Source organism: Tardiphaga sp. vice154, from assembly GCF_007018645.1.
In the GTDB taxonomy this organism is placed as follows: Bacteria; Pseudomonadota; Alphaproteobacteria; order Rhizobiales; family Xanthobacteraceae; genus Tardiphaga.
In genome coordinates this window covers 1,553,182-1,568,433 of record NZ_CP041399.1, presented here as the reverse complement: position 1 = coordinate 1,568,433, position 15,252 = coordinate 1,553,182, and the positions used below count along the sequence as shown (strand labels likewise).

Here is a 15,252-nt window from a genome sequence, read left to right as displayed (position 1 = left end):
CAGGGGAAATGCTCGCGTGAACAGTAAGCAGCTCGAATATTTTTCGAAGATTGCCGAACTCGGCAGCTATCGTCGCGCCTCCGATTGCCTGCGGATCGCCCAGCCGGCGCTGACCCGCCAAATCAAGATGCTGGAGACCGAACTCGGCGTGGAGTTATTCCATCGGCACAGCGACGGAATCACGCCGACTGCGGCCGGAGCCCTGCTGCTAGAACGCGCGCGCTTCATTCTTCGGCAGACCGAACAGGCCCGCGCCGACGTGATGGCGGAGGGAACGATCCCACGCGGCACAGTCGCCTTCGGCGCACCGCCGTCGATTGCCAGCGTGCTGTTCTGCCGGTTGTCGAAACTCTATCTTTCGCTTTATCCCGACGTGCGGCTACGCTTCTACGAAGGCGTCGGCCATCTTGCCGACTGGCTCAACAGCAACGAGATCGACCTTGCCGTCCTTCCGAACGGGCGCCTGGCAGATGTGCGCAACTTCGACCTGCACAGCTTCGTTGGCGAAGCGGTCTATCTTGTCGGCCCGCCGGGCGAGTTCGCCGAGGGATCAAGCTGCAGCGTGGAGGACGTGGTCAGACGGCCGCTGGTGCTGACCACGCCGCCGAGTACGGTGCGCGGCTGGCTCGACAATTTCGTCGACCAGCACGGCGGACAGCTCAGGATCGTGGCCGAGACGGAAAGCATGCGGCTGCAGCACAGCTTCGTTCAGGCCGGACTCGGCTATGCGTTGCTTCCCTACAGTGCGGTATCGCCGAGCCATGTGACGAATACGGTTTCGCTGTGCCAGGTCGACGGGTGGAGTCTCACCCGCGTTCTGGCATGGCGAAACGATCGGCCGCTCACGCCGGCGGTACGCTGCATGATAGACCTGACCGAGCAGGAGATGCGCAAGCTGCTGGCGTCGGGCGCGTTCGGCGCCGACCATCACGTCCGGCGCGCGTCGTGACGAACGCCGTCAGGTGGTGCGGAAGTCCTCCGCCCGCCACAGGCCCGCAGCCAGGCCGCGCAGATACAGGTGGTTGGCATAAGCGACATCCTCGAAGGCGATGCCGAGTGATTTGAAGACGGTGACGTCATCGGCGGAGCGGCGTGTCCAGCAAACCGGGCTGCTCAGCAGGTCGCCAAGCTCGACCACATCATTCCAGGACATCTCGCCGGCTGCATGCAGATCCATCAGTTCGGCAGCCTCAACGCGGGCTTGCGCGCGATCGTCGGTCACCAGGACGGCCGCCCGCTTGAGCGTCGCCGGATCGATCTCGCGACGATCGGACGTGTTGGCGCCGGCCGCGTTCACGTGAGCACCCGGCTTCAGCCACGATGCCGCGATCACCGGCGTCGAGGAACGAGTGATCGTGCCGACAACGTCTGCATCTTCCACGGCGGCGCGTGCATCGGAGGCAACGACCACGTCGATCTGCAACAGTCGCCGAAGACGTTCGGCGAAGGCGGCAGCACGCGCCGGATCGCGGCCACTGACGTTGACCCTTTTGATCGGCCGCACGGCGCAGACGGCTTCCGCCTGCGCCGTCGCCTGACGTCCTGTCCCGATCAGTGCAAGCGTGGAAGCGTTCGGGCGCGCAAGGAGTTTTGTCGCGAGTCCACTGGCGGCGCCGGTGCGAACCTGGCTGAACAGCGAGGATTCCATCAGGACGAGCAGGCGGCCGTCCGCCACGGAATGCAGCGCGATGTGGAAGCGCACCGATGCCGCCGCGGCGAAATACGACTTGTAGCCGTACACCCCCGCAGGCCCGTCGACTGCGCCCATCAGATTGAGCACGCCGTGCGGCGGCCGCGCGCGGGACCGGACCATGTTGACGACCCCCGGATCGCGCCAGCGTTTGAACGCCTGTTCCAGACAATCGACGGCGTCGGCCATGTCGATCAATGGCGCGATGGCAGCCTCGTCGAGAAACAGCGGCATTGTCATCAACTGCTCAGCGTCTTGACCAGCGCCAGCACCTTGTCGCGGTCGAAATTGTTGACGTCGTCGAGGATGTCGGCGGTGAAGATCGGATCGACGCTGGGGACCGTGCCTTCGAGTCCGAGAAACTTGAGTTGGGCTCGCCACTCGTCGGCATTCATCGCGCCGAAGCGTTTGTCGGCCTGCCACGGCGCCGGCATCCACTTTTCGCGGCGGCTGTTCACCACCACACGTGCCTCGGCCATCGCTTCCTGGTCGGTCTTACCCTTGGGCTTGGTCTCCGGATAGAGGTCCCAGTGCAGCTTGATGGCCAGATCGGTGTCGGCATAAGCGAACACCGTCGACTTCGCCATGGCGCGAAAGAAGCGAACATAGACGTCACGATTCTTCTTGAAGTCCGAGCGGCGGACGCAATAGGCCTGCCCGAACAACTGCTGCATTCCCGGCGAGTTCGGCAGATAACGGAGCTTGAAGCCCGCGGTCTCCATGCGCGCGAAACCGCCGTCCCAGAACGCCATGGCGTCGACGCGACCGCGATACAGCGCATCGCCGGCCGGGCCGCCCTGATCGACCGAGATCCACTCGACGTCCTTGTCGGGGTCGATGCCGATTTCCTTCAGCATGCCGACGGCGCCGAAATAGCCGGTATCGCCCTTGTTGCGGATACCGATATTCTTGCCCTTGAGGTCCTGCAGAGATTTGATCGCACTGTCCGGCTTGACGGCAACGCCCCAATGCGGCGAACGCAGCCAAGCATAGACGTAGACCACGTCCACATTGGGATTTTTGGCAAAGACCGGAAGATAGGCGATCGGAGCGAGCGACGAGGTCTCCACATGGCCAGCGATGATCGCCTGCATGGTCTGGCCCGAGCCGCTCATGTTGATGATGTCGAGCGCGCAGCCTTCCTGTTTGTAATAGTCGATCTTGGGGTGCTGGCCCATCGTCATGAAGATGAGCTGGGGGTCGACGATTCCGGCGGCATTGCCGAGGCGGATGGTCGGCAGACTCTGACCGCGGCTCTGATGAACCGACAACATGGTAACACCGACCGAAGCCAGTGAAGCGGTAAAAGCACGTCTCGTCAGCATGGAATCCTCCGGCAGCTTTTGTGTTTCTTCTAGGATGCGCTTCGCGATCTGAAAAAATCCATGGGCGCCTTCTGCAGCGACCGCGCTCCGTCGCCGTCGACGCAAACGAGATTGCCGACCTGGACGCCGCAGGTCTCGTCACCTGAGACGATATGCGGCTGGATGACGAACAGCATGCCTTCCTCGACGGTGAACGGCAGGCACTCGCGCTTGATCATGGCGCAGGACAGATCAGCGCGCGGCGGCTCAATGGTGATACCCCAGCCGTGGATCAGGACGTCGAGCGTCTTGTAGCCCTGTCGCTCAACGAAGCGCGCCGCGTCCAGAATGTCGCGTTCCGATGCTCCCGGCTTCAAAGCCTCGAATATGCGCTGATAGCACTCGACGGCGGTGTCATGCAGGCGCTGGAAGGCGGCAGTCGGGGCCGCGTTCACGGTATAGGCGCGCTGCACCTGCCCGGCATATCCCCAATGGCCGACGCTGATCTCGGTCAGGAGAACATCGCCGGCGCGGGTCCGGCGCGTCGAGGGGTACTGCCAGGGAAAGATCAGCTCGGGCGCCGTCATCGGCGTTGCGCCGAGAAAATGAAACATCAGCGAGCCGCCATCGTCGAGGAACGATTCCTGGATGCGCGCCGAGAGCTCGAACTCCGGCATGTCCTCGCGCAGGCTGCCGTCAATGGCCATTACTGCTCGATCGGTATACTCCGCACCTTTCTCGAACCAGCCGATCTCCTCCGCGCTCTTGATCCGCCGCGCCTCCTGCATGACGTCCAGCGCGTCGACGAAGAGGGCGTTCGGCATCGCAGCCGTCAGATCGCGTTGATGCTCGAATGCCATCGACGCTCGTCCAACGTTACGGACGCCGGCTAGGCCAATCGTACCGCTCCCGAGACCAAGTTCAGTCAGGCGCTCGCCCATCGTCTTGCCGGGCGTATAGACGCCGTGGATCTCCGTCGCGACCGAGGCCCGCCGCGCCGTGTGCAGGTACAGCGGATTGGAAATCACCAGGATGGGATCCTGCTCCAGCGTGATTACCGCATAAGCGGCATAGGGATCGAGCCAATTGGTCAGCCATTGTACGTTGGCGTGGTTCGAAAACCGGAACGCCGAGTCGCCCGCGGCGATCACTGCATCGATGCCGCGCTTCGCCATCTCCGCTCGCACCGCCGCATAGCGACGGCGGTACTCGGCGTCGCTGAAGCGCGGAAAGATCGCGTCGGCGGTCATGTTCAGGTGCCCGGCCTGAGCACGTCGGTGACCCAGTCCCACATGGAGTAGACGCCCAGCGAGAGATCATCGACCTGGCAATGATGGTGGCCGCCCTCCTCGGCTTTGAACACCATCATGGTCTTGTTTTCCGACCCCACGGCGTCGAAGCATTTCTGAGCCAGCTCGAGCGGGATTTGCTGGTCGTGCGCACCGTGCAGCATCAGGAATGGGCACCGCATCTTCTGAACGATGCCGTCGAGCTTGAAGCCTTCCAGCTTCTGCATCGCCTCGTCGCGCGTCTGCGTGCCCATCACCCAGGCGAGATGCTCCGGCGGCACCGACAGCGACGGCAGCTTGCCGGAGTCGAGCAGTTCGAACCGGCGCTTCCAGGTGTCGTGATAATCCCACTGCGCGCCCCAGGCGATGCACGCGGCGTAGCGCGGTTCCAGCGAGGCTGCGCGCGGCGCGTAATAGCCACCCAGGCTGATCGCCATCACGCCGATCCGCTTGGCATCGAATTCCGGCCGGGCGGCCAGATACTCGTAGGCCGCCGTCCCGTAACGTTCGGTTTCGGCAATCAGCGGCAGGTCACGGAAACGCACGCTCTCGCCGTTGCCGGGGCCATCGACGATCAGACAGCCGACGCCTTGCGCCGCGAGATCGGCAACGCCGAAGAAATACTGCAACTCCTTGGTGACGTCGAAGCCGTCGAAGAACACCATCGCCGGTGCCGGCTTGCCCCGGGCCACGTCCTGATCCGGATGAACCAGGATCGCGGGCAGCGACTTGCCTTCATAGGGCACCTCGACGAATTCGATCCGTGGACGCGTCATCATGCCGGCCGCGTCGCGAAAAGCCTGCACCGATCGATGATAAATCTTGGAGCCGCGCTCCGACTTCGGATGCAGGAAACGCTCGCCGGTCTGGTAATAATGGCTGGCACGCAGCAGGCAAGAGATGGCTGTGACGGTCTTTCCGCGCGCCATGGCCGCCCGGCCGCGCGCCTCGACCTTCTCGCCCATCCTGGTCCATTCGTCGAACCAGGCCTGGTCGTCGCCAACCTTGTCGCGCAGGGCCGTGCCGACGCGATGGACTTCGTTGATCTCCGCGCCACCCCATGGCGCGCCACCGAGACAGAGCAACAGCCCGGTCGACCACCGATAACTCTCGGGAAAGAACAGAAAGGCCGGATCGTTTTGCAGCATGGACATTCCCTAGATTGTTTTCTTGTTGATTTTCCCGACGTCACGCGCCCGGCGTGACGTCCGTGGCTTCGGTCTCCGACCAGAACAGCACGCGCTTCTGGATCGCGCGCAGACCGGCATGCATGCCGATGCCGATCAGCGACAGAATGATGAAAACCGAGAAGGTACCCGACATGTCCATCTGCGCCGTCATCGACAGGATCAGCGTGCCCAAGCCCTGCTGAGCCCCGACGAACTCGCCGACCACGGCGCCGACGATGGAAAACACCGATGCCATCTCCAGGCCGGCGAAAATAAACGGAAGCGCGGACGGCACGCGAACTTTCCAGAAAATCATCCATGAGCCGGCGCCGAGGGCCCTCATCAGCTCAAGCCGCTCGCGGTCGACGGCGCGGAAACCGGCGAGGCTAGTGACCAGTAGCGGAAAGAAAGTCAGCAGGGCGATGATCACAACCTTCGACGTCACGCCAAAGCCGAACCACATCACCACAATCGGCGCCAAGGCGATCTTTGGCAGGCTTTGGATCGCGATCAGATAAACGCGCAGCGTCGCCTCGAGCAACCGGAACTGGCTGATGATGGTGCCAAGCAACAGCCCGGCGCCGCTGCCGAAGAAGAACCCGAGCAGCACCTGCGTCAGCGTCACCCGTGCGTGCAGCCAATATCCGCCGCGATCGTTCAGGCCATAATTCAGGCCCCGCACCAGCGCGGTCCAGATCTGGCTTGGCGGCGGCAGAATGTAGCTCGGCACGTCGAAGGCATTGACGCTCCACTCCCAGCCAAGCAGCAGCAGCACCAGTGATACCGGCGCAATGATTAATTCGGGGCGCTGGGCGGCCATCATCTTCGCGCGGGAGACGAGCCTGACCGGGGTGACGACGTGGGTCGGCAAGTCGGTGGCGGTCATGAGAGTCCTCCCGTCGTGGCGGACAGATCGACACCGCCTTCAAGGCCGTAAAGCAGTTGGCGGATGTCGCCGCAGATCCGGCCGAATTCCGGATCGCTGAGAACGGCCATGGCGCGAGGCCGTGGAATGTGGACATCGATGATCCGCGCGATGCGGCCTGGACGCGCGCTCAGCACGAGCACGCGATCGGCGAGGAAGACGGCCTCCGCAATCGAATGCGTGATGAGCACGACGGTCTTGCGACTCTCGCCCCAGATTCGCTGCAGTTCGAGATTCATCTGCTCGCGCGTCATCGCGTCGAGTGCGCCGAATGGTTCGTCCATCAACAGGGTGCGTGGATCGTTCAGCAGCGCTCGACTAATGGCGGCGCGCTGCTGCATGCCGCCCGACAGTTCCTTGGGATATTTATTCTCGAATTCGGCTAGGCCGACCATTTCCAGCAGCATCTTCGCCCGCACGCGCGCGGCCGTCATGTCCATCCCCTGCACTTCCGCCGGCAGCATGACGTTCTGGATTACACTGCGCCACGGAAACAGGATGGGGTTCTGGAACATGACGCCGATATCGCGGCGAGGCGATGTGACCGGCGAGCCGTCGATTTCGACCGCACCTGACGTCGCCGGTTGCAGTCCGGCCATGATCTTCAACAGCGTGCTCTTGCCGCAGCCGGACGGCCCTACGATGGTGATGAACTCACCCTCGGCAACGTCCATCGAGATATCGCTAAGCGCCGTGATCCGTTCGTTCGCGACCGTAGTGAATACCTTGTCGACATGATCGATGCGGATCATCGGACGGGCCGAAGGCTTGGTCCCGGTCGTCGGCATGGTGGATCCTTTGGCTCGCAAATGAAGGGTCACAGCGTGCTTCTTTCAACTATTTGAGCGCCGATGGCATGTCGCGATCGGCCGCTTAGATGGAACAGCGATACGCTGAAGCATGGCGTGAAGTCCGGCGGCCGGTGAGCTCATTGCCTCGACACTAGGAGCACGGCTCGACGCCAATCCAATACAATTATTGAAAGCAATCGATCTCAAAAAAGTATCGGCGGAATGAATCTGAAACATGCTAGCGGTGCAACTGCACTGCAGCGTGAACGCAAGTTCGCACATGCGTGATGCAGTGCAGCAGAAAACAAAACAGCGCTGGCGCCGCGACTGAAAAACGAGAGGAAACGAAATGCGCAAACGATCGGGTTGGATGACCGGCGTGTTGGGGCTTACGCTGATGCTTGGCGCGGGATCAGCTCCGGCGCAGGATTATCCGACGCGCCCGATCACCGTGATCTCGCCTTATGCAGCAGGCGGGCCGAGCGACATTGCCATTCGGTCGATCAGCGATCGCCTGTCGCAGTCGCTTGGCCAGACCATCGTCATCGAAAATGTCGCAGGGGCCGGCGGTCTTGCGGGAACCACACGCGCCGCCCGCGCTGCACCTGATGGCTACACATTGCTGATCAACCAGAACGGCCTGTTGATATCGGCACTGCTCAACCCCAGCGCATCGATCGACGTGCTGAAGGATCTCACGGCGATCGGTATGGTCAACGTGTCGTACTCGTTCCTCGTCGGCCGCCCGGACATCCCGGCCAAGACCGTCAGCGAGCTCGTGACGTGGATGAAGGGGCCGGGCAAGCCAGTGAAATTCGCGCATCCGGGGATCGGCAGCGTGGCGCATTTGCAGGCCGTGCTGTTTTCGAAGGCGGCCGGCGCCGACGCAACGCTCATCAGCTATCGCGGCGGCGGCCAGGCGATGAACGACATTGTCGGCGGACATGCCGACCTGGTCTGGGCCGCCCCGTCGACAGCGGCTCCTCTGATCGAGGCCGGCAAGATCCGGGCGTTCGGCTTCGGCGCACCGCGCCGCCATCCTCCGCAGCCGGACGTTCCGACCTTCGGCGAAGCCGGCTATCCGAAGCTCGAAATCCAGTTTTGGCAGGCATTGTTCGCGCCAGCCGGCACGCCGAAGCCGATCGTTGAGCGCCTCAATCGCGCGCTGCGCGAAACGCTGGCCGATCCGAAGGTGAAGGCCATCTATACCCAGAACGGTGTGGAGGCCTTTCCCGACGACCAGCTTTCGTCGGAGGCCGCGAATGTGTTGGTGAAAGCCGAGTTTGCCCGCTGGAAAGACGTGGTCGCGAGCGAGAAGCTCGCCACCAGCGGCAACTGATCTCCAGAACGAGCGAGGCGCCTGATGTCTGATCAAATTCGAATTGAAGGGACGTGCAATCCCGACTTCGCAGCGGTGCGCCGCGCCTTCGAAGACAATTTCGAGCACCGCGGCGAGATCGGCTCGTCGGTCTGCGTCTACAAGGATGGCGAAAAGGTCGTCGACCTGTGGGGCGGCTACGTCGACCGGCAGAAGCAGCTGCCGTGGGACAAGGATACGATCGTGATCATGAACTCCGTGTCGAAGAGCATGTCGGCGCTTTGCGTCCATATGCTGATTGACCGGGGCGTGATCGGCTTCGATGAACCGGTTGCCAACTACTGGCCGGAATTCGCGCAAGCTGGAAAGGAAGCCGTGCTGGTGCGTCATGTGCTGTCGCACACCGACGGCGTGATCTTTTCCGACGCTGCGCCCGCAGGTTCCTGGTTCGACTGGAATGCCCATGTCAAGGCGCTGGAGGTGCAGGAGCCGGCATGGCAGCCCGGCACCGGCGGCGCCTATAACTCCGTCAATATCGGATTCCTGCTCGGTGAGCTGGTCCGCCGCACCACGGGCAAAAGCATCGGCAAGTTCTGGCGCGAGGAGGTCACACGCCCACTCGGCGTTGATTATCAGATCGGCCTGCAACCTGACGAAATAGCGCGCGTCTCCGATATGCACGAGAACCCGAAGAACGGCTTCTTCCAGATTGCCGGAGATCCCACCACCCCGCTGTCGCGCGCGTTCAGATCGGGGCCGAAAGGCTACTTTCAAAACATCCGCGAGCTGCGCGAGATTGAAATGCCTTCGTTCGGCGGCCACGGCAATGCACGCGCCATCGCTCGGGTCTATGCCATGCTGGCCGGCGACGGCGAAATCGATGGCGTCCGGCTGCTCTCGGCCGAGGCCGTCGAGCGCGCGTCGCAACTGGTCTGGGACAACGATTGTATCATGACGCGGCGGCGGCTGCGCATGGGGTACGGCTTCATGCACAATGAGCCGGAGACGGCGCCAATGGGGTCTAATCCGAAAGCGTTTGGCCACACCGGCACCGGTGGCGCTTTCGCCTGGTGCGACCGCGACCGCAACATGTCCTTCGCCTATTGCACCAATCTTCAGCGCGAAGGCCCGGGCATCGGCCCCCGCGGCGCCTCCGTTTCGGTCGCCGCCGGTGGTGGACCTGCTCCAAGCTGGTTGTGAGGCCGCCGCGTAAGACCATTGCAAGTTGGCAACGGCCGCTTTGCGCCATAACCGGCCGATCGGAGACCGGCTGGCCATCGGTGATCAAACCGGCCCATTATTTCATCGGCGATTTGGCGAAAGAATGCTGCATGTCGCACGTAGCAGCGGCAACCAGACGCCGAATAAGTCGGCGTCGCAAAGACGACGTCGCCGGCCTGCTGGCATTGGAAGCGTCGGTAATCAGCGTGACTCCTTCTCTGGCGATCCTGCAGGCATCGCTGGTCACGGCGGCGGAACACCGTCCCGACCATCGCGACGGCGCCCCGCGATAATATAGGTCGCTAAGGACGCACATCGGCCTGCATCGTGAGGTCTGGCAGTTCCCGGGAAAGAGCCGACCGCGCGGCCGCAACGGCGTCAAACTTCCTCGACGTGGCTGTAACTAGGCTGCCGCCAGATCGAAGTCACTCCCGTGACGGCGTACGTTAATTGAACCCGCGGCGAAGCCTGACGCCTTCGACGAAGTCGGCATCGCCGAATAGAAACTCGATCCCCTTGCCTTCAAGCGCTTCCCGGATTGCCTTGAGTACGTTTCGCCGCCGCTCATCCGGGCGTCCGGGTGCATCGGTTTCGATCTTGGAAATCGTACGTCGGGACAACTTGGGCAACAGACACTCGCCGAGAGCGGTCTGGGAGAGGTTCAACAGCCCCCGCGCAGCGCGGATCATGGCTGCCGAAATGAAGGTGTCTGGCGGTATCGAAGGTTCGTTCATGTGTCCGTTCTAAAGCGAAACGTTAAGGTTAGCAAAAATTATCCTTCCCATTTTGAGAAGATTAAATTGACTGCCCGCCTACGAGAGGGCATGTTGATCCTCGACGAAAGGGACCAACATGACCTACCGCGAGTACATCCAGAGCAACGCTTGGCGGACCAATCCCGCCCGGCTCCGTGAATTCCAGGCTGCGCGGTTCGAGTGCCGCCTCTGCCCAGCGAAGGCCGACGAAGGTGCCACACTGGAATCGCATCACCGCGTCTACGACCGTCTCGGGTGCGAGCGTGACGGTGACCTGACGACGCTGTGCTCCGCCTGCCACCGCGAAGTGACGTCGTTCTTGCGAGCCCGCCACTACGCGCTGCTCGAGCCGCTGCGTGCCGATGTGAGGCCGATCCGCATCGACGCTCCGCTGGTCGATCCGACGCGCATGGAGGTGGCGTGATGAACGCCGAGAAGGTCCACATGCGTCTGACCGGCACCCGCCCGCTTCTGATGCACTCCTCCCGCCTAGCCGATCCGCTCGACCCGATCCGAGCGCGGCTCACGAAGATCACGTCCAAGCGCAGCAAGACCACCGCCGATCATCTTGAGATTTCGCGGATCGAATGGCACGGCGGCTTGTGGCTGTACGAAGGCCGCCCGTGCATTCCGGCGGAAGCTCTCCTGAAGACGTTCCAGTTGGCCGCGAGGGCCAGCAACAAGGGGCAAGAGGCCTCGGCAGGCATCCAGATCGAACGGCCGGCCTTCCTGGAATACGAAGGTCCGCGTGACCTCGACGAACTCGGCTGCGACGACCGCTTCGTGTTCCGGACGACGGTACGGGTGGGACGCGCCCGCACGATTCGGACGCGCGCCCGCTTCGATACCTGGGCCGTCGAGTTCGACGTGCTCTTCCTCCCGACGCTCCTGAACCGCGCCGAGGTTCTCGACACCTTCATGACGGCGGGCTTCACGAAAGGTCTCGGGGACTGGAGACCGACCTTCGGCACATATCTCGCCGAAGAACGCAAGGAATAGAAATTTGCAGCTCGGCGGGGCGTGGCCCGGCGAGGCAGGGCATTGGCCCGGCTTGGCGAGGCACGGGGAGCGCTTCTGAGTAAGCGCTCCCTCCACCAACCAAACTGAACAATACGGCCTGGAACGGACACAGCGCGCCCTTCGGCGCGAACGGAGAGCTATGACCATGCGTACCGACGAGAAAAAAGCGAAACCCGCCCGCGGCATCGCCCGCGCTCTGGAGATGTCCAAACCGCGTTCGATCGATGCGCACTTTCTCGGCGAGAAGCCGTCTGACTGGGAACACGCTCATCTGTTGTGGCGCTCCGTGCCTGCACACCGCTTCCATCGGGATCACCGCGCCGCCGTCAACGAGTGCATGCGCCGCACCTCGTCCACCATGGAGATCTGGCGCCTCGCGATCGCTGGAGACCCGGCCAGCGCCATCAATTTGGCGCTCAACATGGACATCCCGGACCAGATCACGATCCGTACCGACCTCACGATGACGGTGCTTCTGCACAACGTGCTGCGCGGAAGCTCCGGCGCCGCGCTGGTACTCTCCAATCTCATCAGGCGGATGCCGATCGACCGCGTAGACCGCCGCCGCTTCGCCACGTCGTGGCTCGCGCACAATTTCCGCGACGCCTGGCCGGAGCTCGACGAGCGCCTCAGGCGCAGCCACGGCGACGGTGAGAATCTGACGTGAGGGTCCAGGTCATGTCTGGTCTCCATGCCCAGTTCTACAGCACCGCGGCCATGCCCGAGCTACCCGCGCGATAGCACTAGCCTCCACCCCGCCTTCGTCATGGAGATCGCCGATGACTGAGCCCACGAACCGCCTCGCCATACTCCTCACGTTCCAAGTGCATCCACCCTAGCGGGCCGTCACCACCGACATGACTACCACAACCACCACCACCACCATGGAAAGACCGATGCCCCGACCCACGAAGCCCTTCGCCATAGCCCGGGATCCGCAGGTGCATCCGCCCTAGCGACCGCCATCAGACAGGACTGTCCCCGTGAATAACAAGCAACCGAAGACGAAGAAGAATAAGGGCAAGGCCGCGCGCGGCGGCGGGTCGCGTGGTGCCCCGGCCGAACAGACCGCCGCGATGGACTTAGTCGGCACGTGCCCGGTCATGGGACCCGTCGAAGCCGAGGTCCACCGCCGCGCGGTCGATGCTTCCCGGGCCTATCGCAAGAACATGGCCACTGCGAAGGCGCTGCGAGGCGAGCAGCTCGATGCTCCGGTCGCCGCTCCGCCGGTGAAGGGATTCAACGGGCTGGCAGCGCTGCGACGGCGTTCACATGAGGACGACGACGACAGCTTTGACGCCGGCAAGAACGACAAGATCGAAGCAGTGACGGCGGTCGACATCGCGGTCCGGCTCCTCCTTGCCAGGCAGATTGATCGCCGGGACGGGCTCGCGGGCGCCATCCGGACCGCAGCGCCGGTCGTGATCATCGACGTGCCCGATCCCGACGTGCTCGGGCGAATCGAGCGGGTGTGGAAGGACGTAGTCCTCCCGCCGGCCGCGATCTGCGCGAAGTTCAGCGGGGGCGGAACGCTTCGTCACGGTCAATACGATGCCGTTTTCGTCGTCGCCAAGATGCCTGCGAAGCCGAAAGATGCCGACGACATGCGACGGACGGCGTTGGACGCCCTGTCCATCGCCGTGCCGGTGTTCGCCTTCTCGCCGCGCGCCGAAGCCCATCTGCCGGCCGAGCTTCTGCTCGCCGCCACCGACAGGATCGCGATTCCCTCGCTTGACGCGACTGCGATCGTCCGGACGATCGAAGTGGTCACGGCGACGAAGTGCCGAAGGACTCCCGACGCGGCGACCGTCGCGCACACCGGATTGAGCGAACTGGCGATTGCCGTCCGCTTCGACCGCAAGCCGGCCGACTGCCTGCTACGCTTGACCGATCTGGCCGCCGGAAAAACAGCGCCGCGCAAGTCGCGCGACCTGCGGCTCGACCAGCTGCACGGCATGGACGCCGCCGTTACCTGGGCGCACGCGGCCATCGCCGACATCGCGGCATGGAGGCGAAACGAAATTTCCTGGAGTCTGGCGACCACGTCCGCGGCGCTGAACGGCCCGGCCGGGACGGGGAAGACCACATTCGCCCTGGTCTTCTCCCAAGCGGCGAAGTTGCCTATCGTCACAGCCAGCCTGTCAGGTTGGCAAGCCTCGGGGGAGGGACACTTAGGGCACCTTCTGAGAGCTATGAGACAGGACTTCGAAAAAGCGAGGAACCTTGCAGCTACACACGGAGGCTGCATTCTCTTCATCGACGAATTTGATTCTTTTCCCAATCGTGGAAAGTTGACGCACTCGCATGCGGACTATCAAATTGAGGTGGTCAATGCGATGCTCGAGCTCATCGATGGTCTGGGCGAAAAGGAAGGACTCGTTTTCATCGCCGCCTGCAATGACATCCGTCGCTGCGACCCCGCCTTGGTGCGCGCCGGCCGTCTGAACCCCGTGATCGAGATCGGCCTTCCCGGCCTCTCCGACCTCGAGAAAATGTTTCGCGTGAGGCTCGGCGGCGATCTTGAAAACGCCGACCTGACCGAGATCTGTGAACTGTCACTCGGCGGCGTTGGGGCCGACGTCGAGCGCATCGTGGCCGATGCCCGCCGCGTGGCGCGCAACGACGGCGGCCGGCCGCTTTCACTGGGCGACCTAAGCGGCGTCGTCAAGGGCGCCGATGACAGGCCGGAGCTGCTTCGCCGCCGTGCTGCCGTCCACGAAGCCGGACACATCTTGCTCGACGTGCTCTTCAACGGGGCTGCCGGCATTCATGCGACCATCACGCCCTCACAAGGTACTGGCGGCAGGGTAACGAGGACCGAGCGTGCCGAAGTGGCAGGGACCTACGACGACTACTTCCGCCGTTTGCAGGTTCTTCTGGCCGGACGAACTGCAGAAGCCTTGCTGCTATCACAGGCTAGTCATGGCGCTGGTGGCGGGCCCGGATCCGACCTCGAAGTGGCCGGATCGGCCGCCGCCGCGATGGTTGGGTCGTTCGGATTGGCCGGGTCTCGCCCCCTGCTCTACTTGGCGTCGCGCGAGCGCACCGAGGAACTGCTGGCATACTCGGAGGTGCGGCTCGCGGCCAACGAGGTTCTGACAAAGGCGTCGGAGGCCTGCCACACTCTTCTCCGGAAACACCAGGACGCGCTGCAGGCGGTGTCGGAAGTCCTCCTTGTGAAAGGCAGGATCGGCGGTGCAGAAGTCGCGCGGCTGTTGGCGGAGTATGGACGGGCCGTCGACCGTGATGCTCGGACGTTGCCGCCGAGCAGCCTGCGATGAGACAGTATCCGTGCGACCGGATCTGCGGCCGGCTAGTGCCGTTCGGATGGAAGGGGCACACGAGCTGATGAGCCTCGTCACGACGGCCGCAGGATTTTAGCCGCCCGGCCGCTTACCACGGCGTCGCTACGAACGCCGGGACCGGCTGGCTCTCCCACCGTGTGGAGCTGGCTCCGAAGTGGGATAGAGGCTTGTCGGCTTCGTTACTGGACAATGACGAAGATTGATCTGGGGTCCCATCGCGCTAGGTGTGCATACTCCCCGTTCGGCAATCGCAGCCCGACTATTATCCGCTGGGAGCGCGGTTACCCCCGCGTCGTCGAGACCGACTATCACATCATCCATGGGATGGCCGTGGCCCTGCTGCTGAACCGCGACGCTGATCACAATGCCAGGCTGGCCTGCCGCGCGCTCGTGCCGAAGCAGATGCGCGAGGTAATAGGCGACGACCGTGTCTTCGTAGGTGAAGCCCGCACCGCCTGTCAGCTC

The 15,252-nt window shown here is 63.3% G+C and carries 15 protein-coding genes; 8 read left to right on the top strand and 7 right to left on the bottom strand.

The window, feature by feature from the left end; genetic code table 11:
- Positions 1-16: 16 nt before the first annotated feature.
- The gene (locus FIU28_RS07335; protein WP_143572316.1) at positions 17-949 is read left to right on the top strand and encodes a LysR family transcriptional regulator; all 933 of its coding nucleotides are present in this window, start codon (positions 17-19) and stop codon (positions 947-949) included.
- Positions 950-958: 9 nt separating this feature from the next.
- Here the strand turns inward: FIU28_RS07335 and FIU28_RS07330 are convergent, their stop codons facing one another.
- From FIU28_RS07330 to FIU28_RS07305, 6 genes are all read right to left on the bottom strand, one after another.
- A complete protein-coding gene (locus FIU28_RS07330; protein WP_143572315.1) occupies positions 959-1,930 on the bottom strand; it encodes an ornithine cyclodeaminase family protein in 972 nt (323 codons plus the stop codon).
- Positions 1,930-2,964 carry an ABC transporter substrate-binding protein gene (locus FIU28_RS07325; RefSeq protein WP_168202880.1) on the bottom strand — a complete coding sequence of 345 codons (1,035 nt, stop codon included), beginning with the start codon at positions 2,962-2,964 and terminating at the stop codon, positions 1,930-1,932. Before FIU28_RS07325 ends, FIU28_RS07330 begins: the two co-directional genes overlap by 1 nt.
- Before the next feature lie 80 nt (positions 2,965-3,044).
- Positions 3,045-4,244: a M24 family metallopeptidase gene (locus FIU28_RS07320; RefSeq protein WP_143572313.1), complete on the bottom strand. Its 1,200-nt coding sequence runs from the start codon at positions 4,242-4,244 to the stop codon at positions 3,045-3,047.
- Positions 4,245-4,246: 2 nt separating this feature from the next.
- Positions 4,247-5,431 (bottom strand): alpha/beta hydrolase family protein, encoded by a 1,185-nt coding sequence (locus FIU28_RS07315; RefSeq protein ID WP_168202879.1) that lies wholly within the window; start codon positions 5,429-5,431, stop codon positions 4,247-4,249.
- A gap of 40 nt (positions 5,432-5,471) precedes the next feature.
- Entirely contained in the window at positions 5,472-6,338 is an 867-nt protein-coding gene (locus tag FIU28_RS07310) for an ABC transporter permease (RefSeq protein WP_143572311.1), read from the bottom strand.
- Entirely contained in the window at positions 6,335-7,129 is a 795-nt protein-coding gene (locus FIU28_RS07305; RefSeq protein WP_246660902.1) for an ABC transporter ATP-binding protein, read from the bottom strand. The genes FIU28_RS07310 and FIU28_RS07305 overlap by 4 nt, the downstream gene beginning before the upstream one ends.
- Before the next feature lie 388 nt (positions 7,130-7,517).
- On the opposite strand from FIU28_RS07305, the gene FIU28_RS07300 reads away from it, so the two are divergent.
- The 3 genes from FIU28_RS07300 (at position 7,518) to FIU28_RS07290 (ending at position 10,000) form a co-directional block, all read left to right on the top strand.
- Positions 7,518-8,507 carry a Bug family tripartite tricarboxylate transporter substrate binding protein gene (locus tag FIU28_RS07300; RefSeq protein ID WP_143572309.1) on the top strand — a complete coding sequence of 330 codons (990 nt, stop codon included), beginning with the start codon at positions 7,518-7,520 and terminating at the stop codon, positions 8,505-8,507.
- A gap of 24 nt (positions 8,508-8,531) precedes the next feature.
- Complete coding sequence (locus FIU28_RS07295; RefSeq protein WP_143572308.1) at positions 8,532-9,686, top strand: serine hydrolase domain-containing protein; 1,155 nt, start codon at positions 8,532-8,534, stop codon at positions 9,684-9,686.
- Between the two features lie 80 nt (positions 9,687-9,766).
- Entirely contained in the window at positions 9,767-10,000 is a 234-nt protein-coding gene (locus tag FIU28_RS07290) for a hypothetical protein (RefSeq protein WP_143572307.1), read from the top strand.
- A 153-nt stretch (positions 10,001-10,153) separates the two neighbouring features.
- On the opposite strand, the gene FIU28_RS07285 is transcribed toward FIU28_RS07290, so the two are convergent.
- Positions 10,154-10,441 carry a transcriptional regulator gene (locus FIU28_RS07285; protein WP_143572306.1) on the bottom strand — a complete coding sequence of 96 codons (288 nt, stop codon included), beginning with the start codon at positions 10,439-10,441 and terminating at the stop codon, positions 10,154-10,156.
- A gap of 118 nt (positions 10,442-10,559) precedes the next feature.
- Between FIU28_RS07285 and FIU28_RS07280 the strand changes: the two genes are divergently transcribed.
- The 4 genes from FIU28_RS07280 to FIU28_RS07265 all read left to right on the top strand — a co-directional run bounded on the left by FIU28_RS07280 (position 10,560) and on the right by FIU28_RS07265 (position 14,763).
- Positions 10,560-10,886, top strand: a complete 327-nt coding sequence (locus tag FIU28_RS07280; RefSeq protein ID WP_143572305.1) for a hypothetical protein — start codon at positions 10,560-10,562, stop codon at positions 10,884-10,886.
- A complete protein-coding gene (locus tag FIU28_RS07275; RefSeq protein WP_143572304.1) occupies positions 10,886-11,461 on the top strand; it encodes a hypothetical protein in 576 nt (191 codons plus the stop codon). The genes FIU28_RS07280 and FIU28_RS07275 overlap by 1 nt, the downstream gene beginning before the upstream one ends.
- A gap of 166 nt (positions 11,462-11,627) precedes the next feature.
- The gene (locus tag FIU28_RS07270; protein WP_143572303.1) at positions 11,628-12,149 is read left to right on the top strand and encodes a hypothetical protein; all 522 of its coding nucleotides are present in this window, start codon (positions 11,628-11,630) and stop codon (positions 12,147-12,149) included.
- Positions 12,150-12,465: 316 nt separating this feature from the next.
- Positions 12,466-14,763, top strand: coding sequence for an AAA family ATPase (locus FIU28_RS07265; RefSeq protein WP_143572302.1), 2,298 nt, complete (start codon positions 12,466-12,468; stop codon positions 14,761-14,763).
- Positions 14,764-15,252: the final 489 nt, after the last annotated feature.